The sequence below is a fragment of the Nocardia huaxiensis genome (assembly GCF_013744875.1).
GTDB lineage: Bacteria > Actinomycetota > Actinomycetes > Mycobacteriales > Mycobacteriaceae > Nocardia > Nocardia huaxiensis.
On sequence record NZ_CP059399.1, the window covers coordinates 5,725,379 to 5,747,989 of the forward strand.

Consider the following 22,611-nt stretch of genomic DNA (forward strand, 5'->3'; position numbering starts at 1 on the left):
GCACCGCCGCCCGCATGCCCGCCAGCGACGCGGCGCACCGCATTCGCGCTGCTCACGGTTTGCGGAGTAGCCACGAGGCTGCCGGAAAGGTGCGATGATGTTGATTGTCGATCGCGGTAGCAGTTTCCATACGCCTCGAAATGGGGGATCTCGGTATGGCGAAGCCCGTTTCGACCTCGCGGATCGCGCGGGGGTCGAAGCTCGGTGCGATGGTGGCTCAGCAGGCGGTGCGCAAACGGCGTACGAAACTGTCCATGCTCGGGCGGTCCCAGCAGGCGCGCGCCCGGCTGGCGGACGAGTCGATCCTGCGCATGGCCGACCATGTGGTCCGGGTGCTGGGCGAGATGAAGGGCCTGGCAATGAAATTGGGGCAGCTGCTGTCGCTGCTCGACGTGCAGCTGGTGCCGCCGCGGCATCGGGAGGCGTTCCAGCAGCGGCTGGCGGTGCTGTTCGATCACGCGCCGACGGTGGCCTTCGCGGATATGCGCCGGGTGATCGAGGAGGATCGCGGCGCACCGCTGGCCGCGCTGTTCGCCGAGTTCGATCCGGAGCCGATCGCGGCGGCCTCCATCGGGCAGGTCTATCGCGCAAGGCTTTTCGACGGCACCGAGGTCGCGGTGAAGGTGCAGTATCCGGGCGTGGATCAGGCGGTGCGCGCGGATCTGAGCAATCTGGGGCTGATGCGCATCATGATCCAGCAGGCCCTGCCCGGCTTCACCCCGGCGGTGTTCGACGAATTCCGCGACAGTTTCGAGAACGAGCTGGACTATGTCGCCGAGGCGCGCACCCAGCGGCAGGTGGCCGAGTTGTATGCCGATCACCCGTTCATGGCTGTGCCGCAAGCGTTTCCGGAGTTGAGCACGCGCCGGGTGCTGGTGAGCGAGTTCGCCCCCGGCATCGATTTCGATGGTATCCGCCGGCTGCCCGATGCCGAGCGCGACCGGATCGGCGAGATCATCTACCGGTTCTATGTGGGCTCACTGTTCGAGTCCGCGGAGTTCTGCGGCGATCCGCATCCGGGCAATATCCTGCTGCGCGAGGACGGCACGGTGGTATTCCTGGATTTCGGCCTCTACAAGCGAATGGCCCACGAGCACATCGCCTTCGAAGCCACCTGTCTGCGCGCGGTGGCCGAGGATCGCTGCGACGATCTGTATCAGCTCATGATCGATCGCGGCATCATCCAGTATCCGGCCGCCGTCACCCCCGAGGGGTGCTGCGACTACATCCTGTCGGCGGCCGAATGGATGATGGTCGACGAGGAGCTGACGATCACGCCCGAACTGGCCTCCGGCGCGCTGCTGCACGCCATCGATCCGCGCTGCCCCGATTCCGCCGGTATGCGCCGCCAGAATCTGCCGCCCGAGCATCTGTTCTCCCGCCGGGTCGGCTTCTGGACCTGCGGTGTGCTGGGTCAGCTGCGCGCCACCGCGAACTGGAACGATATGACCCGCGAGTGGCTCTACGGCGCGGAGCCGGTGACGGAACTCGGTGTGCTGCACCGCAAGTGGATGGCCCGCCACGGGCTGGGCGTGGTCAGCCCACCGGCCCCGCGATCAGAGTCGCCTGCCCCTGCCGCGGCCCGCCGTACGCGTCGCTCCACTCGACAGTGACCTGATCACCCGGATGCGTGGTGTCCATGGCCGCGGTCAGCGCGGTCGGTGAATCGATGGCGCGGCCGTCGACCGCGGTGATCACATCACCGGCGGCGAGTCCGAGCTGATCGGCGGGCGTCCCCGAAACCACCTGCCGCACAAGCGCTCCGCCCTGGACCGGGCTGACGGCGGCACCGAGCAGGGCGCTCTGGCCGATGTGCACGGTGTCCGAGGATGCGCCGGCCTCGATATCGTGCGCGATGGCCACCGCCTGATCGATCGGAATGGCGAAGCCGGTGCCGCCGGCGTCACGGCCCATGCGCTGGAATCGGTATCCGGCCGAGGCGGCGGTGTCCATGCCGACCACCTCACCCGAATTGTTGATGAGCGGGCCACCGGAGTCGCCGGGCTGGATATCGGCCGCCACCTGGATGAGCCCGTGCAGTTGCTCGGAGCTGCTCGCGGACTCGTCGCTGGCGGTGATGTCCTGATTCAGCGCCGTGACCCGGCCTGCCGCGACGCTGGGCGCACCGCCGACGCCACCGGCATTGCCGATGCCGGCCACGCTGTCGCCGACCGCGACGGTGCCGGAGTCCCCGATCTTCGCGGTCTGCAGCCCGGAGGCGTCCGAGAGCTGCAGCAGCGCGACATCCTGGGATCGGTCGTAGCCCAGCACGGTGGCGCGATAGGTCTGCCCATTGCCGATATCGGTGACCGAGATGGCGGTCGCGCCCTCCACCACGTGGTTGTTGGTGAGCACCTTGCCGTCGGAGCTGAGCACGATCCCGGTGCCCGCGGTCCCCGCGCCCTGCAAGCCCAGATCCGCGTCGATGTCCACCAGTCCCGGCGCGGCCTGTTGCGCTGCCAGCGAAATGTCCTGGAAATCAGCGGGTTTCGCGACCAGCCCGGTGGAAGCCGGGGTGCCGGCCGTCGCCTCGGCGGCTGCCGACGCGCTCGCTGCCCCCAGCTCCACGCCCACAGCCGTGATGCCGATGGCGAGCGCCACACCGGCGGAGCCGATGATCCAGCACAGACCCTTGCGGTCATATCGGGGCGCCGGTGTTCCGGGCTGCCCGTTCTCAGGCGTTTGCGTCTGCTCACCCCGCTGCGGCTGTTCAGTCATGCCGACCAGAGAACCGACGGCTGCTGAGAAGTCGCTGATAGGAACCGAACCGCACCCTGCGAATCCGGTTAGGCACAGGTCCGAGCCAGTGTTGCGTCAGTCACCGAACAGTTTGCGAAGTGTGGGTTCCCACGCCGCCGCATGATCGGGAAAACACCGGTCGAGGAGATCGAGCATGATCGCCGGGGCCGTGGAGGCCCCCGGGGACGCACCCAGCAGACCCGCGATGGTGCCGTCCACGCTGGTGACCAGCTCGGTGCCGAAGGTCAGCACGCCGATCCGATCGGGATCGGGTTTCACCAGCTGGGCGCGCTGACCGGCCTGCACCGGATACCAATCGGCCGGGTCGGCCTCCGGGTAGAACCGTTGCAGCTGAGCGAATTTGCGCTTGCGCGTGGACAGCAGCTGGCCGATCAGATAGCCGATGAGGGACATGTTCTGGATTCCGACGGCGATCAGGACGGCGAGGTTGCGCGGGCGCAGCGTCGTGAACAGGTCGGTGCGGCGGCCGTTCTTCAACAGCCTGGTGCTGAACGTGGCGTAGGGACCGAACAGGAGCGATTCGCGGCCGTCGACGAGGCGTTTGTCCAAGTGCGGCACCGACATCGGGGGTGCGCCGAGCGCGGCCTGGCTGTACACCTTGGCCTCGTGCCGGGCCACGACGGCGGGGTTGTCGGTGCGCAGGAATTGCGCGCCGAAGGGGAACACCGCGTAGCCGCGGACCTCGGGGATGCGGGCCTGCTGCAAGAGCTTCAACGCGTACCCGCCCGCGCCGACGAATACGAATCTGGCCTCGATGCCGAAGCGCGCCTTGGTGTTCCGGTCGCGGCCGGTGACGGCCCATACGCCTGCAGGGGTGCGACGCAGGCCGGTCACCTCGCGCCGGAGCCGGATGTCCGCGCCGGCGTCGGCCATGGCGTCCACCAGTGCGTGGGTCAGCGCGCCGAAGTCGATGTCGGTGCCCGCTTCGTAGCGGGTCGCGGCCATGGGCTCACCCGGTGTGCGGCCGTTCATGACCAGCGGCGCCCATTCGGCGAGGGTGGCGGGGTCCTCGGTGTAGCGCATGGCGGAGAAATGCGGCAGTGCACGCAGCGTCTCGAAGCGCTCGCGCAGGTAGGCGACATCCCGGTCACCGAACACCACATCCATGTGCGGAGCGGGGCTCAGGAAGCCGGCCTGATCGCGAATGTTGCCATCCTCGGCCAGTGCATCCCAGAATCGCCGGGACAGCTGGAACATTCCGGCGATCTGCTCGGCCTTGCCGGGGTCGTGCGGATCGGGCATGTAGTTCAGCTCGCACAGCCCGGAATGCCCGGTGCCCGCGTTGTTCCACGGGTTCGTGCTCTCCTGCGCGAGCGCTCCGAGCCGCTCGTACAGCACCACCGACCAATTCGGTTGCAGCTTGGCCAGTATCGCTCCCAGCGTGGCGGACATGATGCCGCCGCCGATCAACACGACATCGGCAATTTCCTGCGCGCCAGCCGATTTCGGTTCCGACGTGAGTGGTCCGGTCATTTCGCCACCTCCCTGTGTGAGTGAGGTCATCGTCACGCCGTCCGGACTCATCCGTCCAATGTCGATTTCGGCGAAATACCATCCGGATATGGATGATTCGCTCTCGACGCAGCTGGAGGCCCTGGCGCCCCTGCTCGCCGCCTTCGATACCGCCGCCGATGAGGGCCACATCACACGCGCCGCACAGCGTCTGGGCGTCCCGCAGTCGTCCTTGAGCCGCCGGTTGAAGACGGTCGAGAGAACCCTTGGCGTCCAGCTGTTTCAACCGGTCGGACGCGGTATCACCCTCACTCCGGCGGGACGTGAGCTGTTCGCCAGCACCCGTGAGGTGATGCGCGCGCTCGACGACGCGGTGACGGTCGTGCGCGGCAATGCCGATCCCGACAGCGGTCTGGTGCGCTTCGGTTTTCCGCTCTCCCTCGGGCCGGTGAGCATTCCGGCTCTGCTGGCCGACTTCCACACCGCGGCACCGCGAATCCGGCTGCACCTCGTCCAGGCGCACGGCGAGGCGCTCGCCGATATGGTTCGCGACGGCCGCCTCGACCTGGCCGTCATGATTCCCCCGCCCGAGGATCTCCCCTCGATCACCCTGGGACGGCAGCCCATTCACCTCTACGTCTGCCCCGGTCACCGTCTCGCCGGCCGCACCCGCGTCGGTCCGGCCGAGCTGGCGGGCGAATCGTTCATCGCCAATCCACCCGCCTACCATCTCCGGCGGCTCCTCGACACCTACTGTGCCGCAGCCGGTTTCACTCCCGACGTGGCCTTCGAGATCACCGAGTTCGAAACCCTGCGCGCGTTCGTCGAGCACGGACTCGGTATCGCCCTGCTTCCCGAACCCGAGACTCCGCACCCCGGGCTGCGGCGCATCACCCTCGACGACACCCCGGCCCGCGATATAGGTCTCGCCTCCGGAAACCACCGCCCGACACCGGCGGTGGCGCGTCTGCACGCCTTTCTGGTCCGGCACTACGCGGGCGTGATCAATTGACCGACAGTCGTTTTCGCACCTTCTCCGCGCGCCGCTCGAGCCCTTCCAGACGGTGGCGGGCACGCTCGAGGACTTCGCGCGTCGACCGTTCCGCAGCGGCGGTGAAGCGCCGCTGATCCTCGGCATGTCCCAGTTCGGTGCGCAGCGCGGCCACGCGGGTGTCCGATTCGGCCAGGCCGGCCGCGGCGGTGTCGTGGTCGGATTCCGCGGAAGCGACTGCCGCGCGGGCGGATTCGAGGTCCGTGAGCGTTTCCTCGAGTTCTCGGCGCAACGCCTCCTGCGGATCGGGTTGCTCGGGTTGCTCGTTCGCCTTTTCGATTGTCCGGGAGGCGGTTTCACCCGCACCGGCGGGCGCGCTCTTGCGCCCCGCCGGTACCGAGACGAGCGCGGCGGGCCCGAATCCGTCATAGGTGGCGGCGGCGGTCAGCGTCCCCGATCGCACCTGATCACCGACCTCCGGATCGGCCAATGCGGCCTGCAGGGTGCCGCCGATATCCCGTGCCACCGATTCGCTGAGCCGCTGACCGCGAGCGGCCGCGAGTTCCACCGCCTTGCGGGTGAGCGCGTTCACCACCTGCTGACGCCGAGTGGTGAGCGCCCGCAACTGTTCTCCCGACAGGCGGCGCTGCGCTTCGCGCAGGGCCTCGCCGAGATCCAGCAGCGCACCCACCTCCTCGGGAGCCTCCCGGGCGAGCAGATTCACCGCCCACGCGGCCACCGTCGGGCGGCGCAGGGTTCCGATCGCGGTCGCCAGAGTCTTGTCGCCCGCCTCGCGCGCACGGCGCACCCACTCGGTGCGCGCGGCCACGAACTCCGCGGGCGGGATCCCGTAGAGCTCGGCCGCTGCCTCGTCGAGCGTCATGAGGCCCAAGCCTACGAGCGCGGCCGACCGAAATCGACCATCCGGTATGAACGGCGTGGTCAGGCCGCGAACGATATTCGTGTCGCCTGAGCCGCCGGACCGACCCGGCGGCTCAGGCCATGACACGCGAACTAGACGTTCACACCGAAATCGCGCGCGATACCGGTGAGACCGGAGGCGTAGCCCTGGCCGATGGCGCGGAACTTCCACTCCGCGCCATTGCGGTACAGCTCGCCGAACACCATGGCGGTCTCGGTCGAGGCGTCCTCGGACAGGTCGTAGCGGGCCAGCTCATTGCCATTGGCGCGGTCCACAACCCGGATGTAGGCATTGCGAACCTGACCGAAGCTCTGGCCGCGCGCGTCGGCGTCGTACACCGAGACCGGGAAGACGATCGACTCGATGGACGGCGGGGTGCCGGCCAGGTCGACATTGATGACCTCGTCGTCGCCCTCGCCCTCACCGGTGCGGTTGTCGCCGGCGTGCTCGATGCTGCCTTCGGGGGACTTCTTGTTGTTGAAGAACACGAAGTGCGCGTCCGACACGACCCGCTTGTCGGCGCCCAGCGCGATGGCGCTGGCATCCAGGTCGAAGTCGGTGCCCGTGGTGGTGCGCAGATCCCAGCCCAGGCCGACCGCCACCGCGGTCAGGCTCGGCGCCTGCTTGGTCAGCGAAACATTGCCGCCCTTGGTCAGACTGACACCCATAGAACTCTCCTTGTCGATCATTCCGACGGCTCTGCCCCCGGTTCCACCCAGCAGTCTGCCAGTTCCGCTCGACCGGTGGGCCGCACTGCGCTATTCGCGCAGAGCAACAGCCTTTTCGGCCCAGGCGTCATCCGGGGACCGAGGCGAGGCGGCAACGTTCGATTTCGTTTTCGGGTACCCGATCGATGCGGTATCCGGCGTAGTTCAGTGCCTGCTGAACGTTGCGCTGGAAGCGGTCGGCGGTGAGGGGGTCTCGGGTGGAGGCCAGGAGGTCCCGGGTTGCGGGGCAGCGCATCGCGATTCGGATTCGGGTCACCCAGCCCTCGTCCAGAAACCAAGGGAGATCGGGCTTTCTGCCGGCCATTCCGGCGTCGACGACGGCCCAGTCGGCGTCGAGATTCTTGTCATGGCCGATCCGGGCGTCGGGAAACCGGACGGTGTGCGCGGCCAGAGGGTAGGCCAGGCCCATGGGATCCAGGACGCGGATGTGGAGGGGCATGTTCATGCTCATCATGCCGAGGTTGAGGTAGTACACGGTGTGGCCGGCGGTGCCGTTCTCCGGCGGAACCAGGTACCAGGTGGTGTAGGACGGGGAGTTGATGAGCAGGCCGCCGCCGGGGGCCTCGGCGATCGTGCGGAGCATGGCGCGGATGCGCGGGTAGTCCAGGTAGTCCTCGGCGCGGATCGGGTGCGCGTGGCCGGTGGTCCGGATGTAGTAGCGGCGCTCGTCGGCGATGCCGGTGGCGCCGATGTGGTTGTCGGACTTGATGGCAGAGGTGCCGGCCGCGAACAACGCCCAGCCCGCCGTTGCCGCGAAAGCCGCCGGCACGAGGATCGGACCGAAGTCGGCGCGGCCGGCGGTGGGCAGTTTCAGCGGTACCACCATGACCGGCAGCAGGAGACAGAACAGTTGCGGCAGCAGCATGCGGCCGTGCATGAAGTCGCCGCCGACGCGGATCTCGTAGACGGTCAGCAGGAAGGCGCTGCCCAGCATGAGGGCGACCACCGCGGCGGGGGTGCGTAGCCGATCGCGAAGGCGCGCAACCGGTTTCGCCGCGTCTGCCGACCGGTCCAGCGGCCGGGCGGCGCGGCGGGAGCGTCCAGCGACGACCGCCGCGGCGGCCAGCAGCACCACCGGCAGCCACAACCAGTACGGCCCGACCAGATCCCACAGGTAGACGAGCCCCTGCCGCCACTTGGCGCCGCTCGCGTCCTTGGCGACAGCGGTATTCGGATAGGGCAGACCGTAATAGCCCATGCGCCAGATCTGGTAGCCGACCGGCACCAGACCGCCGACCAGCCCGATGAGCGCCCGAATCAGCCACGGCGGCAATGGAACCCGCGGCAGCGAGGCGGCACAGATCATGCACAGGGCCGGGACCCCGATGAGGGCCATCTCCGGCCGGATCAGCGGGGCCAGACCCGCGCCGAAGGCCAGCGCGAAAACCCCTGCCAGACTGATGCTTTCGGCCTGACTCCAGCGAATCAACCCCCACCACAGCACAGCCAGCCAGCAGATCACCAGACTCGACTCCAGCCCGGAGGTGGCGTAGTCACGCGCCGGCGGCACCGCGATGTAGACGAGAGCGCCTGCGGGCAGCAACAATTGGGCCGTCGCGCCGCCCCACAGCCGCACCGTGCCGAGCAGGGCGAACACGATGGCGGCCACCGACAGCGTGAGCGCCAGACCCAGCACGACATATTCCAAGCGAGCCCGGGTCAGCCAGCCGAAGAACCAGACGAGATAGGTCCACGCCGCACTGGTGTTGACCTCGACCCGCTCGCCCGCATTGAATACCGGGCCGTTTCCTGCCAGCAGGTTGCGCACCGTGCGCAGCACGGTCAGCCCGTCATCGGCGATCCAGCGCCGCTCCCAGGCCCCGTGAGCGAAAAGTAATGCGGTGAGCGAGATTCCGCCAAGGGCGGTACTGCGAAATATCACCGGCACGATCCCGATGCCACTGCTCGAGAACCCCTCCTCTGGTACGGCCGAACCGTACCGCCCGGCCATCGAGGGCCGGGACTCCACAGAATTCACGTCTACCGCGCCACGGGATTCGCGAGTGCGGCGACTCCGGGACCGTCGAGTTCGTCCAGCGCCGCCTGTCTGCCGGAAACCGCCAGCAGCAGGGCAAGAACGGGACCACGCACCTCGGCCCCGCCTCCGAAGCCGAGGGTGAGGTCGAAATCTGTTGCGGTGAGCCGGATTCGAGACATCGCTTGCTTCGCGCCGCCGAAGGCCGCAGGTGTCCGGGTCTGCAGCCGCAGGGCTCTGGCGACGGCATCCTTCGGGTAGGGGCGGCGCACCCCCAGCGGGCGGCGTATGTCCTCACCGTGAACGATCTCCTCGACGAGCCGGCTGTCCAGCGGCGCGGGCGGCGTCGAGGTGCGCGGGGCGGCCGCCCGCAGCCGCCGCAGCGTTTCCTGCGGCGTGCTGCCACGCCAGCGCTTCACCCCGTCGGCGTTCTGGCGGTCGAAGTCGAATCGCGCCTTGGCGAGTGCGGCCATGAAACCAAGGCGTGTGGTGTGTGCGACGTCGACCAGATGAGCGGCCACATCGTGCACGGTCCACCCGTCGCACAGGGAGGGGTGCCCCCATTGGTCGTCGGTGAACTGCGCGAGATCCTCGATCAGTGCTGCACGCTCGATGTGTACCAGTGCCCAGACGTCGCCGGTCATGCTTTCTCCTTCGCTCGGCTACAGACCTCGACGGAGCGGGGAGCGGAAATTCATCGCCGCAGGCGCGGGGCGCCGCCGCAGCGGTCGGTCAGGCGTCGCCCTTGTTGCGGCGGTCGTCTTCGGCGCGCTGGCGGGCGGCCTCCTGGCGGCGGGCTTCGGCGCGCTGCTGCTCGGCGCGTTCGCGGAGGCCGCGGAGGAATTCCTCGTCGGCGGCGGGATCCTGGGGGACGTAGCGGCCGGGGCGGTCGTATTCGGAGTAGCGGGTGGTGGAGCGAGGGCCGGGGGTGTGCAGGGGACGGCCGAGGATGAGCCAGAGGAGGGCGCCGATGGTGGGGACGAGGATGACGATGAGGAGCCAGAGCGGCTTGGGGAGGTGACGGACACCGGCTTCCGGGCAGGTGATGATGTCGATGAGGCAGTAGATCCACAGGGCGAGTGTGATCAGGGCTATGACGGCGTACTGCATCGGCGGCTTCTCCTCGAATGTGCGCCACCCGGATGTCGCTGGCGCTCCCCCATGGGGCCTGAGCTGGCCCGATGGGATACTTTAGCAATCGCGGCGGGCGAGTCACCAGTGAGTTGTCGCACGCGGAATCGGGCGGATATCTCAGGGCTGTAGGGTGCGGCGCGTGGCGACAATGGCATTCCTCGGGCTCGGGCGGATGGGGTTCGGCATGGCTGCGCGGCTGGTGGCGGCCGGGCACGAGGTGCGGGTGTTCAATAGGTCACCGGAGAAGGCCGCGGAACTCGTTGCCGCGGGGGCTGTTTCGGCGCGGACACCACGGGAGGCGGTCGAGGGGGCGGAGGCGATCATTGCCATGGTGGCCGACGATGCCGCTTCGGAAGCGGTGTGGCTCGGCGAGAACGGGGCTCTGGCAGGCGATTTCACGCCTGGAGCGTTCGCGGTCGAATGTTCGACGCTGTCCCGGCCGTGGGTGCTGACACTGGCGGCGCAGGCCGGGGCACGGGGTCTGCGCTATCTGGATTCGCCGGTGACGGGACTGCCCGAGGCCGCGGCGGCGGGTGAGCTGACCCTGTTCGTCGGTGCCGACGCCGCGCACCTGGAGGCGGCGGGGCCATTGCTGGAACCGTTGTGCGCCAGGATCGTTCACTTCGGCGGGGTCGGTGCGGGCACGGCCTACAAGCTGGTGCAGAACTTGTTCGGATCCATTCAGATCGCCGCCACCGCGGAAGCGCTGCGCACCGCCGAACTGGCCGGATTGGACCTGGCAACGGTCGTCGACACCTTGTCGCGCAGTGTCGCCGCCGGTCCCACCGTCGTCCGCGTCAGCCGCCTCATGCTCGAGCAGGCGCATGACCGCGGCATCACCTTCACCTCGGCGCTTCGCTTGAAGGACACCCGCATAGGCGCCGAGCAGGCCGACGCCCTGCAGGCCCCGAACGCACTCGGCAGCGCGGCGCGTGACATCTTCGAGCGGCTCGTGGCCTCGGGCCGCGGCGACCTCAACGAGACCAGTGTGCTGGAACTGCTTCGCGAGCAGAGCGGCCCGAACGCCCAGCCGTTGGCGTGAGCAGTGCGGGGCGCCCGTTCCCGCTGGTCACCGCACCGGTTTCCCGGATGTGGCCGGTAGCAATCCGTCGACGATGGCGGTGAGTCCGAGCCGATGCGTGTCACGGGTGGTGAGCGCGTCCCACCGCTGCGCGACCGCCTCGAGGTGCGGATAGATGCCCGTGCTGAATTCCACCATCGCTCGATCGCGATGGATCGGCGCGTCGGCCCGCGCCCGCCGGCGTCCCCCGTTCACGCGGATGATCAGGTTGCCGACGATGTAGTACCAGATCGTGCGGTACACATCCACGGCCTGTTCGTGCGTGCAGCCGCATTCCACCGCGGCGCCGATCATGGTCTCGACGAACCATAGTGCCGCGGGTGCGAAAAGGTCGTCGGCGGTGAGCACTTCGACGATCCAGGCGCGTTCACCGAGCAGCTCGTACAGCAGTACCGCGGTGGCGAGCAGGCGTTCGCGGGGATCGGCGGGCAGGTCCGGGCGCGGGATCTGGCGGGCGTGCGACTCCAGCACGCGCAGCAGCAATTCGTCCTTGTCGCGTACGTGGTAGTAGAGCGCCATGGGCGCGGCGCCCAGTTCGTTGGCCAGGCGCCGCATCGAAAGTTTTTCCGGCCCTTCGGCTTCCAGGATGCGATCGGCGGCGTCGATGATCGCCTCCAGGGACAGGCGCGGCGGCCGTCCGCTGCCTCGCTTTCCCGAGTGTTCCGCTGCGGTCATGGGTTCATCCTCCACGATGTCTCGCCCGACTCGTTGACGCCGGTCGCTTCCTGAGCAACTATATTCGTACGCGTACAGAAATGGATGGGAGCGCGATGAACGCCATCGAACTCGCCGAGGCGAGACCACAGCCGGCCCTGCCGCCACCGCCGATCGAATCCGCCGCCGCACCGCGTCCGGCCCGGCTGCTGCGCCCCCACCTGGGCGAATTCACCGCCGTCGCGGTCCTGCAGCTGATCGGTTCGATCGCGGGCCTGGTCCCGCTGCTGGCGGTCGTCGAACTGGGACGAACCCTGTTGTCGCCCGGCCCGATCGATCACGGCCAGGTCTGGCTCACCGTCGCGGCGGGCGCGATCGGCCTGCTGGTGCGGCTGCTGTGCACGGGCGCGTCCTCCGGTCTCGGGCATCTGCTCGACACCCGGGTGCAGCTGTCGTTCCGCAGGCTGCTCGCGGCCCAGCTCGGGCGGGTGCCGCTGGGCTGGTACGCCCGCCGCCGCACCGGCGAGCTGGCGAAAGTGGTCGGCGAGGACGTGAGCGCCGTGCACCCGTTCATCGCGCACGCGCCGAGCGAATTGACCTCGGCGTTCGCGGTGCCGCTGGTGTCGCTGATCTATCTGTTCACCGTGGACTGGCGGCTCACGCTCATCACGCTGATCCCGGTGGTGCTGGCGGTGGCGCTCGTGCCGCTCATGATGACCGCGGCCCGGCAGCGCGAGCAGCAGGAATTCGATACGGCCATGGGGCAGATCGCCGATGCCGCCATCGAATTCGTGCAGGGCATCGCGGTGGTCAAGACCTTCAGCGGATCCGAGCGCACACATCGCCGATTCCGGACGGCCACAGACGCTTTCGTGGCGACCTTCTACCGGTTCGTGCACGGCGTCTCGACCGTCGCCGCGGGCATGCAGCTGGCGCTGTCACCGCCGTTCGTGCTGCTGGTGATCCTGACCGGGGGCACGGTCTTCATCACGAACGGTTCCCTGGCCCCGGCCGACCTCCTGCCGTTCCTGCTGCTGGGCCTGGGTTTGACCGCACCGGTCGCAGCCCTCGGGCACGGGTTCGACGATCTGCAGGCGGCAGGCCGCGCCGTGGGCCGGATTCGGGAGGTGCTCGACGAGCCGGCGCTGCCAGAACCCGCGACACCCGTTGCGGCACAGGGGTATCGAATCGAGTTCGACGGCGTCCGGTTCGGCTACGACGCGCAGCACGAGGTGCTGCGCGGCATCGACCTGACCCTCGAACCCGGCACGGTCACCGCACTCGTCGGACCCTCGGGCAGCGGCAAATCCACACTGGTGCAGTTGCTGCCACGCTTCTTCGATCCCACGCACGGCGCGATCCGGCTGGGCGGGGCCGACCTGCGCGAGCTCGGCAGCCGTGCGATCTATCGCACCATCTCGTTCGTCTTCCAGGATGTGCGCCTGCTGCGGGCCTCGGTCGCGGAGAACATCGCGCTGGCGGTGCCGCACGCCGGCCTCGACGAAGTGATGAAAGCTGCTCGCCTGGCGGACATTCACGAGCGGATCCTGCAGCTCCCGCACGGTTACGACACGGTGCTCGGCGCCGAGGCCGAACTCTCCGGTGGTGAGGCACAACGGATTTCGCTGGCCCGCGCGCTGCTCTCGAACACCCCCGTCCTGGTGCTGGACGAGGCCACCGCCTTCGCCGACCCGCGCACCGAACGCGCGGTGCGCCAGGCCCTTTCGACGCTGGCCGGTAAGCGCACCATGCTGGTCATCGCGCATCGGCTGGAAACCATCGCCGACGCCGACACCGTGGTCGTACTCGACCAGGGCCGCATCGTCGAACAGGGCGCACCCGCCGAACTGCTGACCCGCGACGGCCGCTTCGCCGCGCTCTGGGAGGCACACCGCGACGCTGTCGCCGAAGACATCGACACCACCCCGCGAGGAGCTGACCCGCGATGATCCGACTGCTACTGCGCGTACTGGGCGACGAATACGCCCCGCCGGTGCGCCGCACCCTGGCCCTCATGACCGTGACGGCCGTGTTCGAAGGGCTGTCCTACGCCCTGCTGGTCCCGGTGTTGCGCGCGCTGTTCGGCCCCGAACCCGCGCAGGCCCGCCCGTGGCTGGTCGCCTTCGGCCTCGCGGTCGCCGGATACGCGATCCTGCGCTACCGCAGTGATCTGTCCGGCTTCCGCGTCGGCACCACACTGCTGCGCGGCATGTACTACCGCCTCGGCGAGCACATGGCCCGGCTCCCGCTCGGCTGGTATTCGACCGGCCGCGTCGGCGAGGTGTCGGTGCTGGCCAGTCGTGGTGTGCTGCAAGCGATGAGCGTGATCGCGCATCTGCTGGGCCCGTTCATCTCGGCCGCCGTCACGCCGCTGACGATCATCGCGGTGATGCTCGCGTTCAACTGGCAGCTGGGTCTGGCGGCGCTGCTGTCCGCTCCGATCGTCCTGGCCGTCCAGGTGTGGACGGGCCGTTCGACCGCTGCCGTCGATGCGGAGCGCCACGACCGCGAGCGCGACGCCACCGCCCGGGTGATCGAATACCTGCAGGCCCAGCCGGTGCTGCGGGCGGGTGGCCGGACCGCCGAACGCTTCGATCTGCTCGACGACTCGCTGGGCGAGTTGCAGCGCGCCTCGCGCCGCTCGGCGCTGGCCGCGCTTCCGGGCGTGGTGGGTTCGGCCCTCACCGTGCAGGCGATCTTCACCGCCCTGCTGGCGCTCGGCGCCTACCTGGCCCTCGGCGGAAGTATCGGCGCGGCAGAGGTGCTGGCGATTCTCGTGCTGGCGGCGCGCTGCGCCGAGCCGCTGCTGTCGCTGTCGGCCATGGCGGGCACGATCCGCGCCGCACGTGCGCAACTGGTGCGGCTGGACACGCTGCTGAGCACCGCACCGCTACCCGAAACTTCGCAGCCGATCCGCCCGGAACGCCATGACCTGGAGTTCGACGCCGCCACCTTCCGCCACGACGGCCGGACGGTGGTCGAAGACCTGTCGCTGTCGATTCCGCAGGGCAGCCGCCTGGCGATCGTCGGACCGTCGGGTGCGGGCAAGAGCACCCTGCTGCAGTTGCTCGCCCGGTTCCACGATGTGGATACCGGGGCGATCCGGCTGGGCGGCATCGATATTCGTGCCATGAGCACCGCGGATCTGATGTCCCGCATCGCCATCGTCTTCCAGCAGGTGTATCTCTTCGACGGCACCATCGAGGAGAACATCCGCCTGGGCCGGCCCGACGCCACCGCGGCCGAGGTGCGCGCGGCGGCGACCGCCGCCCGCCTGGACGAGGTCATCGCCCGCTTGCCCGGCGGCTGGTCGGCGAACGTGGGCGAGGGCGGCAACCTGTTGTCCGGCGGTGAGCGTCAACGTGTTTCGATTGCCCGAGCACTGCTCAAGGACGCCCCCATCGTGCTGCTGGACGAGGTGACCTCGGCCCTGGACCCGATCAACGAGGCGGCCGTGCACGAGGGCATCGAACGTCTGATGCGGGGCCGCACGGTCGTGCTGGTGGCGCACCGGCTGCGCACGGTTCGCGGCGCGGATCGGGTGGCCTTCCTCGACGCGGGCCGCATCGCCGAGCTCGGCACCCACGACGAGTTGCTGCGCGCGGGCGGCCGCTACGCCGAATTCTGGGACGCGGCAACACCTTCGATGCGCGCGCAGGCACAACCGGAGCGGACCGACGCCGTGCATTGACATTTCCGCCCTGATTGTCTGAGACAATCATTGCTTTTGATCGTGGTTCGTGGCAGTCTTCCCCGACACCCTCACGACCCCCGTCCGGCCCCGGACGCCACAGGAAGACACACGGCACCTTGACGTCCGAGATCATCGATGTGAGCACCCGTATCGCAGCCCCACGCGACGAGCTCTGGAAACTGCTCACCGATCCCCCGCGCTGGTCCCGATTCTTCACCGGGGTCGGGACCGCGACCCGGGTCACCGAGACCGGTGGCGGCCTGCGCTATGTCGTCACCGTGGGCGGGCACGGATTTCCGGTGCGGCACACCGGTTTCGGACTGCGGGTGATCCGCGTGGGCTCCGGCTTCCGGCTCGACGGCACCGACGGGCGCTGGTTCCTGTCGGTGCGCCTGCGTGCGGATCCGACCGACGGCGCCACCCATATCGGTGCGACGCTGTTCGGAATGGCGCATCCGGAGCTGGTGCGCTACCGCGACGCCGCGGTGAGCGCCTGGTTGCACGCTGGGCTCACCCGTATGGCGGACTATCTGAACAACGCACCGACCGGCATCGTCAGGAATTCCGGTGAGCTGCGGTCGGTTCCGCTGAGCGTGGCGCGCACCGTCACCGCCACCAAGGTGGTGAATCCGTTCGTGCGCCCGGACCGGGGACTGGCCCAGCTGGCCGCCCTGGCCCGATGGGGTTTCACCCTGCAGGGCGGGTACGCCGCGGCCCGCGCGCATTCACCGGACAGCGCCGCGATCATCGATGACAGCGGCAGTCACGACTTCCTGCGCATGCACCTGCGCTCGACCTGGATAGCCGAAGGCATGGCGCGCAAGGGAATCCACGCTGGCAGCGTGGTGGGCATCCTGACCCGCAATCACGCGGGCATGGTCGAGATCATGGCGGCGTGCGGCAAACTCGGCGTGGACGCGGTCCTGCTCAATACCGGGCTCGGCGCCCGGCAGATCGAGGAGCTGGCCTACCGGCACCGGCCCGCCGCGCTCTTTCTCGATGACGAGTTCGACAGTGTCGCACGGTATCTGCCTGTCGACACGCTGTGCATCGCCACCGGCTCGGAGTCCGTCGTCGCCGGCCGGATCAGCGTGGCGGACCTGCTGCGCGATATCGGCACCGGGTTCCCGCGCCCGCCCCGGCCGGGCAAGCAGATCGTGCTCACCGCGGGCACCACCGGCGCGCCCAAGGTCGCGGTTCGCCCGCACCCCAAGGGATTCGGCACCGTCGCGGCCATGCTCTCGCGGCTGCCGCTGCGCATGGGCGAGCGCATGCTCATCGCCTCGCCGCTGTTCCACAGCTGGGGTCTGGGACTGCTGCAGATCAGCACGCCGCTGCGGGCCACGGTCGTGCTGCAGTCGCGCTTCGATCCCGAATCCTGTTTGCGCGCAATCGCCGAACACCGCTGCACTTCGCTCATGGCGGTGCCGGTCATGCTGCAGCGGCTGCTCGAGGTACCGCCGCAGGTCCGCGCCCGCTACGACACCTCGTCGCTGCGGGTGATCGCCAGCAGTGGTTCGCCGCTCATCGGGTCGCTGGCCAATCAGATCATGGATGCCTTCGGCGACATCCTCTACAACTTCTACGGTTCCACCGAGGTGTCCTGGGCGACCGTGGCCGACCCCACCGACCTGCGTCTGACCCCGGGCACCGCGGGCCGCCCGGATCTCGGCACCGCCATCGCCATCGTCGACGACAATGACGCCGTGCTACCGGTCGGCGCCACCGGCCGGGTGTTCGTCGGCAATGGCATGCTGTTCGACGGCTACCTCAATGCCGCCGACCCGCGCCGCCGCCAGGGTCTCATGGACACCGGCGATCTCGGCTATCTCGATGCCGAGGGCCGCCTGTTCGTCCGCGGGCGCGGCGACGAAATGATCATCTCCGGCGGCGAGAAGGTTTTCCCCCTGGCCGTCGAGGACGCCCTGGCGCGCCTGCCCCACATCCGCGAGGTCGCCGTCGTCGGCGTCCCCGACACCGATTTCGGTCAGCGCCTGGCCGCCTTCGTCGTCCCCCGCACCGGCGTCGACCTGGACGCGGACCTGCTGCGCCGCTATATCCGCACCCGACTCAGTCGCTTCGCCGTCCCGCGCGATATCACTTTCCTGAACTCGTTGCCGCGCAATACAACCGGAAAGATCCTCAAACGCACGCTGATCTCCTGAGGGCCGCGTCCCAACCAGGCCGAAATGCCCGGGTGAGCGCTGATCACCAGGTGCCGGTATCGATCACGGGTAGGGCGTCGGCAGCGGCATGCCACGCTCACGCAGGACCTCGCGCAGCCGGTCGGGGTAGTCGGTGATGATGCCGTCCACGCCCTTGTCGAGGAGCGCGCGCATGGTGGCGGCGTCATTGGGCGTCCACGGCACGACCAGCATGCCATTGGCGTGGGCCTCGTCCACCATGCTCCGGGTGATCAGCGGAATCTGCACCGAGCCGTCCGGCGGGAGCGACTCCAGCGGGGAAATCGCCACGGCCCCGAAGGATTTCGCGGTCTTGACCAGGCTGCCGCCGTACCCGATCGGGTGCAGTCCGCCCAGCCACGGGGAGAACGGATAGACCTTCGTCGGGTCGGTGAGGGCGTAGAGCGGCAGGGCGGGATTCACCCGGTGCATGAGCTGCAGCGCACCCCAGTCGAAGCTCTGGATCTTGACATTGCGGTCGAATCCGGAGCGGGCGACCTCGGCGACCACGCGGTCCACGAAGTCCTGTGCCGGGCGGGTGTCACTGCCGGCCGGGTTGGTCTTCAGTTCGATGCTGAAGGTCGCCGTATTCGCGCCGCGGCTGCGGGCGAGTTCGAAAACCTCTGCCAGCGTGGGCATTTTCGCGCCGGGGGCGGTGCGCTGCCCGGGGAAGTCCGACTGCGCCTCGGAGCCGCAGTCCAGGGTGCGGACCTGGTCGAAGGTCAGCTCCTTGATGAGCTTGCCGACGTAGGGGTACTGGGCGTCGCCGGGAGTCACGGGGGCGGTGTCATTGCATTTCGCGCCGTCGACCTTGCTGTCGTGGGTGATGACCTCGCGGCCGTCCTTGGTGAGGGCGATATCCAATTCCAGTGTGGTGACGCCGATTTCGAGGGCGCGCGCGAAGGCGGGCAGCGTGTTCTCCACGGTGAGCCCGCGACCGCCACGGTGTGCCTGTAGGTCGAAGGCGGTAGCCGGGGCCGCGTGCGCCGGAGCCGGCAGCACGGCCGTGGTGACCGCGAGCAATGCGGCGGGGAGCAGGAGACGGGTCTTCAAGTCCGCGAAGCCTCTCGTCGGGAATGGAACGCGTTACATCGAAACATGGGGCGTCGTGGCCGTCCCGAAAACCGGCCTTTCGGTACGCGCTACTCGACTTGATCCTAATTGGATTAGGTTTTACCCTAATCTCCTTAGGAAGGAGCTGTTCATGTCACCGCGAGCGGGCCTGACCAGGGAGCGGATCGCCGAGAGCGCCGCCGGACTCGCCGATGAGATCGGATTCGACAACGTCACGCTGTCGGCGGTCGCCCGGCGGTTCGGGGTGAAGGATCCGAGCCTCTACACGCATGTGCGCAACCTGCACGACCTGCGGGTGCGGGTGGCGCTGCTGGCGGCGGCCGAACTCAACGATCGAATCGGGCTCGCGGTCGCGGGACGGTCGGGCAAGGACGCCCTGATCGCGTTCGCCGGGGCGTACCGGGCCTACGCGCTCGAACATCCGGGCCGCTACGCCGCCACCCAGATGCGCATGGATCCGGCCGAGGTGGCCGGGGAGCCCGCGCTGCTGCGCAGCATCGCCCTCACCACCTCGATCCTGCGCGGGTACGGACTCGACGGAGATGCGGGACTCGACGCAGGACGGTTGCTGCGCAGCACCTTCCACGGCTTCGCCACCCTCGAAGCGGCGGGCGGCTTCGCCCATTCCCGGCCCACCGACGCCAGCTGGCACCACATTCTCGAGGCGCTGCACCGCACGCTGTCGAGCTGGCCCGCCGATGCGGGCGAACACCACTGATCCGCACAGAACGGAATTCCCGATGAGGTCCCACACTTTCGCCGTGCCCGGAGCCACCCTCCACTACGAGATCCGCGGCGCCGGCCCCCTGCTGTTGCTGATCCCCGGCGGCGGCGGTGACGCCGGAACCTTCGACGGTATGGCCGAGGCGCTCGAAAAGCATTTCACCGTGGTCGCATTCGACCCGCGCGGCTATTCCCGCAGCACGCTCGACAGTGGTCAGCCCGAGGATCAGCACGTCGCGGTCCAGCGCGACGACGTGTACCGGCTGCTCACCCACCTGACCGACAAGCCTGCCTTGGTGTGCGGCACCAGCGACGGCGCGATCGTGGGTCTGGACCTGCTGGCCCGCCATCCGGAGACCATCCGCACGCTGATCGCCCACGAGCCACCGTGTTTCGCGATCCTGCCCGATGCCGCCGAGCATCGGGCCATGGTCGAGGAGGTGTACGCCCTGCACCGCACCGAGGGCCTCGCCGCGGCGGGCGCGCGCTTCTTCGCGGGTATCGGCGGCGCGATGAAGCCGTCCCCGCAGCCCGCCGAACTGTCGCCGCGCGAGGCCGAGCTGTGGGCCCGGCTGGCCGCCAACGCACCGATCATGATGGAACACGAACTGCGCGAATTCACCTCCTACACACCCGATTACCAGGCCCTGACCGCCGTGTCCGACCGGTTGCTGCTCGCGGTGGGCCGGGAGACGCTCGATCGTCTGCCCGCACGCCCGGCCCGCGTGATCGCGGAGCGACTCGATCTGAAGGTCACCGAATTCCCGGGCGCGCACAATGGATTGCGCACCGATGCGGTGGAATTCGCCCACCAGCTGATCGAGATTCTCACGTAGGCCGCCGGGCCGGCGTCAGGCCCTCCGGCCGCGAACCGGAAGGCGCCGACATGACCTCTCCCGCACCGCATTCCCGCCTCGCTCTGGACAATGTCCGGGTCTTCGACGGCCACGGCCTCACCGCTCCCGAGACCGTGGTGATCGACGGCCCGATCATCGGCGCCGACGCCACCGGCGCTCGGCATCTCGATGCGGACGGCGCGATTCTGCTGCCCGGATTCATCGACGCACACGTGCATCTGCACGACCTGCAGACCCCGCAGGTGCTGGCCGCCCACGGCGTGACCACTTCCCTCGATATGACCGCCGCGCCGGATCTGGTGGCGGCGCTGCGCAACGGCCCGTACGCCGACAGCCTTCGCAGCGCGGTGCTGCCGGTGGTCGGCCCGGGCAGCGCGCACGCCCGGGCACTGGGTGAGCAGGTGATCATCCATGCCCCCGAGCAGGCCGAAGACGCTGTCGCCCAGCGGATCAAGGACGGCTGCGACTACGTCAAGCTGGTGCTGGAGGAGCCGGGCCACGGCGGTCCCGGCACCGCCACCGCGAGTGCCGTGGTCGCCGCCGCGCACGCCCGCGCCTTCCTGGTGATCGCCCACGCCGCGACCCCCGGGGCCTACACGATCGCCCTGGACGCGGGTGCCGACATCATCACCCACATCCCCGTCGCCGGACCGCTGCCGCAGCACGATATCGACCGCATGGCGGCAGGACCCGCCGCTGCCGTCCCGACCCTGGGCATGATGCAGGGCTATGCGGAAATAGCGGGCGACGCCGCCGATTTCGAGCACGCACTGGCGAATGTGGCCGCCCTGCACGCGGCCGGTGTGCCCATTCTGGCGGGCACCGACGCCAATGCCATCCCCGTCTCACCCGTCCGGCCGCCATTCGGGGCGAGTCTGCACCGCGAACTGGAGCTGCTCGTGCGCGCGGGCTTGTCGACGGCCGACGCCCTGCGCGCGGCCACCACCGGACCGGCCCGCGCCTTCGGGCTCACCGATCGTGGCGCGATCACCCCCGGTCTGCGCGCGGACCTGGTGCTACTCGACGGCGACCCACTGGCCGACATCACCGCGACCCGATCCATCCAGCGGATCTGGCGCGCCGGGATCGACCAACCCGTGGAACCCCACGCGCCCAATACATTCGGATGAAAGCCGGGGGCGGGAGCGGGGACATCGAGCCCAGCTTCGGATCGGGTAGCTCGACTCTGGCAGCCCCACCGCCCGTCCCGCTCCGGCCGCCCAATACCTCTGCGCCGCACGCACTTCGATCTTCCTTCCCAGCACCCGACAGCAGCACGGCCGTCCGCACGCCGCGACGGCAAACGCACCGGGGACTGCCGGGGGCGATGTCCGCCGGCACACTCCCGGCGTGTCGATCCGCATTCCGCCCGACCGCCGTAAGCTGGTGGCGTGGGTCGCCTACTGTTGTTCATCCTGGTCGCGGGATTGCTCATGCTGGTCGCGTGGTGGATTTCCCGGGAGTGGTCCGGGGACGCGGAGCGGGTGGCCCGCGCCAAGGGCGAGGTGCGCGGGTATCTCGAGCGGGTGAGCAGCGATCTGGTGCTGCTCGATCCCGACAATGACGCTGCCCTGGATGCGCTCGGCGAGGCCGCGGATCGCATGAACACCGCGCGCGCCCAGCTGGCGTCCGCGACGACGCTCGGTCAGGTGCGCATCGCCCGCGAAACCGCGCGCGGCGGACTGTACTTCGTGCGCAAGGCCCGCGAGGCCATGGGCCTGGATCCGGGCCCGCCGCTCCCGAAGTAGCTCCTACGCCCCGCCGACCATCGGCACCAGATAGTCGTGCGCGAAGCGGGTGAGCTCGGCGTCGGAGCGCAGCGGCGTCGCACCGCTCTCCACGAGGATGATCGAATGCACCAGGCGGCAGACGATTTCGGAGCGGGTGACGATATCGCCGCGATCGGTGACCAGCCCGCGCGCGGCGGCGCGCTCGAACATCTCGGCGGTGGCGGCCACGCACATGGTGAACACACCGCTGCCCTCGGTGGTGAGTTTCATGATGACGCGTTCGGGTTCGAGCGCGAGCATGCGCTCGACCATCGGATGGGTTCGCCAGCGCGTGACGACGGTGACGAAGATGTCGGACACGAGGCCCTCGAGGGTCTCGTGCCGATCGGGCATTGCCGCGAGTTCGGTCATCAGCCGCGCGACTTCGCGCCGGATCACGGCCTGCACCAGATCGTCGCGTGAGCCCACCCGGCGGTAGACCGTCACCCGGTCCACACCGGCCTGCCGGGCGACATCCTCGATGGTGGTCTTCTTGACGCCCACCTTCGCGAACTGCGCCAGGGCCGCGTCGAGAATGCGGTCCTCCGGGTCGATCACCCCATCGTCGCGGGTCACAGGCACTTTCGACGCGGATTTCACCTGGCCGACGTTAG

The 22,611-nt window shown here is 69.0% G+C and carries 20 protein-coding genes; 10 read left to right on the forward strand and 10 right to left on the reverse strand.

Annotated features, from left to right (window positions below):
- The first annotated feature begins 155 nt into the window (after window positions 1–155).
- Window positions 156–1,613 carry an ABC1 kinase family protein gene (locus tag H0264_RS25810; RefSeq protein WP_181579937.1) on the forward strand — a complete coding sequence of 486 codons (1,458 nt, stop codon included), beginning with the start codon at window positions 156–158 and terminating at the stop codon, window positions 1,611–1,613.
- Here the strand turns inward: H0264_RS25810 and H0264_RS25815 are convergent.
- Window positions 1,537–2,718: a S1C family serine protease gene (locus H0264_RS25815; protein WP_181579938.1), complete on the reverse strand. Its 1,182-nt coding sequence runs from the start codon at window positions 2,716–2,718 to the stop codon at window positions 1,537–1,539. The two genes, H0264_RS25810 and H0264_RS25815, sit on opposite strands and share 77 nt — an antisense overlap.
- 96 nt (window positions 2,719–2,814) lie before the next feature.
- Window positions 2,815–4,233, reverse strand: a complete 1,419-nt coding sequence (gene mqo / locus H0264_RS25820) for a malate dehydrogenase (quinone) (protein ID WP_181579939.1) — start codon at window positions 4,231–4,233, stop codon at window positions 2,815–2,817.
- A gap of 88 nt (window positions 4,234–4,321) precedes the next feature.
- Here mqo and H0264_RS25825 point away from each other — a divergent pair, with 88 nt between their 5' ends.
- Entirely contained in the window at window positions 4,322–5,224 is a 903-nt protein-coding gene (locus tag H0264_RS25825; protein ID WP_181579940.1) for a LysR family transcriptional regulator, read from the forward strand.
- Here H0264_RS25825 and H0264_RS25830 read toward each other — a convergent pair.
- The 5 genes from H0264_RS25830 to H0264_RS25850 all read right to left on the reverse strand — a co-directional run bounded on the left by H0264_RS25830 (window position 5,217) and on the right by H0264_RS25850 (window position 9,938).
- Window positions 5,217–6,086, reverse strand: coding sequence for a hypothetical protein (locus H0264_RS25830; RefSeq protein WP_181579941.1), 870 nt, complete (start codon window positions 6,084–6,086; stop codon window positions 5,217–5,219). The genes H0264_RS25825 and H0264_RS25830 overlap by 8 nt on opposite strands.
- 131 nt (window positions 6,087–6,217) lie before the next feature.
- Window positions 6,218–6,793 (reverse strand): TerD family protein, encoded by a 576-nt coding sequence (locus tag H0264_RS25835; protein WP_181579942.1) that lies wholly within the window; start codon window positions 6,791–6,793, stop codon window positions 6,218–6,220.
- Window positions 6,794–6,920: 127 nt separating this feature from the next.
- Window positions 6,921–8,804 carry an arabinofuranosyltransferase AftB family protein gene (locus H0264_RS25840; RefSeq protein WP_231087356.1) on the reverse strand — a complete coding sequence of 628 codons (1,884 nt, stop codon included), beginning with the start codon at window positions 8,802–8,804 and terminating at the stop codon, window positions 6,921–6,923.
- 29 nt (window positions 8,805–8,833) lie between these two features.
- Window positions 8,834–9,472: a maleylpyruvate isomerase family mycothiol-dependent enzyme gene (locus H0264_RS25845; protein WP_181579943.1), complete on the reverse strand. Its 639-nt coding sequence runs from the start codon at window positions 9,470–9,472 to the stop codon at window positions 8,834–8,836.
- An 88-nt stretch (window positions 9,473–9,560) separates the two neighbouring features.
- Window positions 9,561–9,938: a PLD nuclease N-terminal domain-containing protein gene (locus tag H0264_RS25850; RefSeq protein ID WP_181579944.1), complete on the reverse strand. Its 378-nt coding sequence runs from the start codon at window positions 9,936–9,938 to the stop codon at window positions 9,561–9,563.
- A 172-nt stretch (window positions 9,939–10,110) separates the two neighbouring features.
- Between H0264_RS25850 and H0264_RS25855 the strand changes: the two genes are divergently transcribed.
- Entirely contained in the window at window positions 10,111–11,004 is an 894-nt protein-coding gene (locus H0264_RS25855) for an NAD(P)-dependent oxidoreductase (RefSeq protein ID WP_231087355.1), read from the forward strand.
- 27 nt (window positions 11,005–11,031) lie between these two features.
- On the opposite strand, the gene H0264_RS25860 is transcribed toward H0264_RS25855, so the two are convergent.
- A complete protein-coding gene (locus tag H0264_RS25860; RefSeq protein WP_181579946.1) occupies window positions 11,032–11,718 on the reverse strand; it encodes a TetR/AcrR family transcriptional regulator in 687 nt (228 codons plus the stop codon).
- 95 nt (window positions 11,719–11,813) lie between these two features.
- Here H0264_RS25860 and H0264_RS25865 point away from each other — a divergent pair, with 95 nt between their 5' ends.
- The 3 genes from H0264_RS25865 to H0264_RS25875 all read left to right on the forward strand — a co-directional run bounded on the left by H0264_RS25865 (window position 11,814) and on the right by H0264_RS25875 (window position 17,556).
- Window positions 11,814–13,646 carry an ABC transporter ATP-binding protein gene (locus H0264_RS25865; RefSeq protein ID WP_181579947.1) on the forward strand — a complete coding sequence of 611 codons (1,833 nt, stop codon included), beginning with the start codon at window positions 11,814–11,816 and terminating at the stop codon, window positions 13,644–13,646.
- On the forward strand, window positions 13,643–15,388 hold the full coding sequence (locus H0264_RS25870; protein WP_181579948.1) for an ABC transporter ATP-binding protein: 1,746 nt from the start codon (window positions 13,643–13,645) through the stop codon (window positions 15,386–15,388). Before H0264_RS25865 ends, H0264_RS25870 begins: the two co-directional genes overlap by 4 nt.
- A 119-nt stretch (window positions 15,389–15,507) precedes the next feature.
- Complete coding sequence (locus H0264_RS25875; protein WP_181579949.1) at window positions 15,508–17,556, forward strand: AMP-binding protein; 2,049 nt, start codon at window positions 15,508–15,510, stop codon at window positions 17,554–17,556.
- Between the two features lie 63 nt (window positions 17,557–17,619).
- Here the strand turns inward: H0264_RS25875 and H0264_RS25880 are convergent, their stop codons facing one another.
- On the reverse strand, window positions 17,620–18,627 hold the full coding sequence (locus H0264_RS25880) for a glycerophosphodiester phosphodiesterase (RefSeq protein ID WP_181579950.1): 1,008 nt from the start codon (window positions 18,625–18,627) through the stop codon (window positions 17,620–17,622).
- A 151-nt stretch (window positions 18,628–18,778) separates the two neighbouring features.
- On the opposite strand from H0264_RS25880, the gene H0264_RS25885 reads away from it, so the two are divergent.
- The 4 genes from H0264_RS25885 (at window position 18,779) to H0264_RS25900 (ending at window position 21,976) form a co-directional block, all read left to right on the forward strand.
- Window positions 18,779–19,366 carry a TetR/AcrR family transcriptional regulator gene (locus tag H0264_RS25885; RefSeq protein WP_181579951.1) on the forward strand — a complete coding sequence of 196 codons (588 nt, stop codon included), beginning with the start codon at window positions 18,779–18,781 and terminating at the stop codon, window positions 19,364–19,366.
- A gap of 22 nt (window positions 19,367–19,388) precedes the next feature.
- Window positions 19,389–20,207 carry an alpha/beta fold hydrolase gene (locus H0264_RS25890; RefSeq protein WP_181579952.1) on the forward strand — a complete coding sequence of 273 codons (819 nt, stop codon included), beginning with the start codon at window positions 19,389–19,391 and terminating at the stop codon, window positions 20,205–20,207.
- A 50-nt stretch (window positions 20,208–20,257) separates the two neighbouring features.
- A complete protein-coding gene (locus H0264_RS25895; RefSeq protein ID WP_181579953.1) occupies window positions 20,258–21,358 on the forward strand; it encodes an amidohydrolase family protein in 1,101 nt (366 codons plus the stop codon).
- Window positions 21,359–21,619: 261 nt separating this feature from the next.
- Window positions 21,620–21,976: a hypothetical protein gene (locus H0264_RS25900; protein WP_181579954.1), complete on the forward strand. Its 357-nt coding sequence runs from the start codon at window positions 21,620–21,622 to the stop codon at window positions 21,974–21,976.
- A gap of 3 nt (window positions 21,977–21,979) precedes the next feature.
- Here H0264_RS25900 and H0264_RS25905 read toward each other — a convergent pair whose 3' ends face one another.
- Window positions 21,980–22,573 (reverse strand): TetR/AcrR family transcriptional regulator, encoded by a 594-nt coding sequence (locus tag H0264_RS25905; RefSeq protein WP_231085258.1) that lies wholly within the window; start codon window positions 22,571–22,573, stop codon window positions 21,980–21,982.
- Window positions 22,574–22,611 lie beyond the last annotated feature (38 nt).

Excerpts from the sequence above, each read along its gene's own strand:
- H0264_RS25850 (WP_181579944.1), bottom strand. The coding sequence starts at position 9,938 with ATGCAGTACGCCGTCATAGCCCTGATCACACTCGCCCTGTGGATCTAC.
- H0264_RS25865 (WP_181579947.1), top strand. The coding sequence starts at position 11,814 with ATGAACGCCATCGAACTCGCCGAGGCGAGACCACAGCCGGCCCTGCCG.
- H0264_RS25890 (WP_181579952.1), top strand. The coding sequence starts at position 19,389 with ATGAGGTCCCACACTTTCGCCGTGCCCGGAGCCACCCTCCACTACGAG.
- H0264_RS25825 (WP_181579940.1), top strand. The coding sequence starts at position 4,322 with ATGGATGATTCGCTCTCGACGCAGCTGGAGGCCCTGGCGCCCCTGCTC.
- H0264_RS25830 (WP_181579941.1), bottom strand. The coding sequence starts at position 6,086 with ATGACGCTCGACGAGGCAGCGGCCGAGCTCTACGGGATCCCGCCCGCG.
- H0264_RS25815 (WP_181579938.1), bottom strand. The coding sequence starts at position 2,718 with ATGACTGAACAGCCGCAGCGGGGTGAGCAGACGCAAACGCCTGAGAAC.
- H0264_RS25855 (WP_231087355.1), top strand. The coding sequence starts at position 10,111 with ATGGCATTCCTCGGGCTCGGGCGGATGGGGTTCGGCATGGCTGCGCGG.
- mqo (WP_181579939.1), bottom strand. The coding sequence starts at position 4,233 with ATGACCGGACCACTCACGTCGGAACCGAAATCGGCTGGCGCGCAGGAA.
- H0264_RS25885 (WP_181579951.1), top strand. The coding sequence starts at position 18,779 with ATGTCACCGCGAGCGGGCCTGACCAGGGAGCGGATCGCCGAGAGCGCC.
- H0264_RS25870 (WP_181579948.1), top strand. The coding sequence starts at position 13,643 with ATGATCCGACTGCTACTGCGCGTACTGGGCGACGAATACGCCCCGCCG.
- H0264_RS25810 (WP_181579937.1), top strand. The coding sequence starts at position 156 with ATGGCGAAGCCCGTTTCGACCTCGCGGATCGCGCGGGGGTCGAAGCTC.
- H0264_RS25840 (WP_231087356.1), bottom strand. The coding sequence starts at position 8,804 with ATGGCCGGGCGGTACGGTTCGGCCGTACCAGAGGAGGGGTTCTCGAGC.
- H0264_RS25835 (WP_181579942.1), bottom strand. The coding sequence starts at position 6,793 with ATGGGTGTCAGTCTGACCAAGGGCGGCAATGTTTCGCTGACCAAGCAG.
- H0264_RS25845 (WP_181579943.1), bottom strand. The coding sequence starts at position 9,472 with ATGACCGGCGACGTCTGGGCACTGGTACACATCGAGCGTGCAGCACTG.
- H0264_RS25895 (WP_181579953.1), top strand. The coding sequence starts at position 20,258 with ATGACCTCTCCCGCACCGCATTCCCGCCTCGCTCTGGACAATGTCCGG.
- H0264_RS25860 (WP_181579946.1), bottom strand. The coding sequence starts at position 11,718 with ATGACCGCAGCGGAACACTCGGGAAAGCGAGGCAGCGGACGGCCGCCG.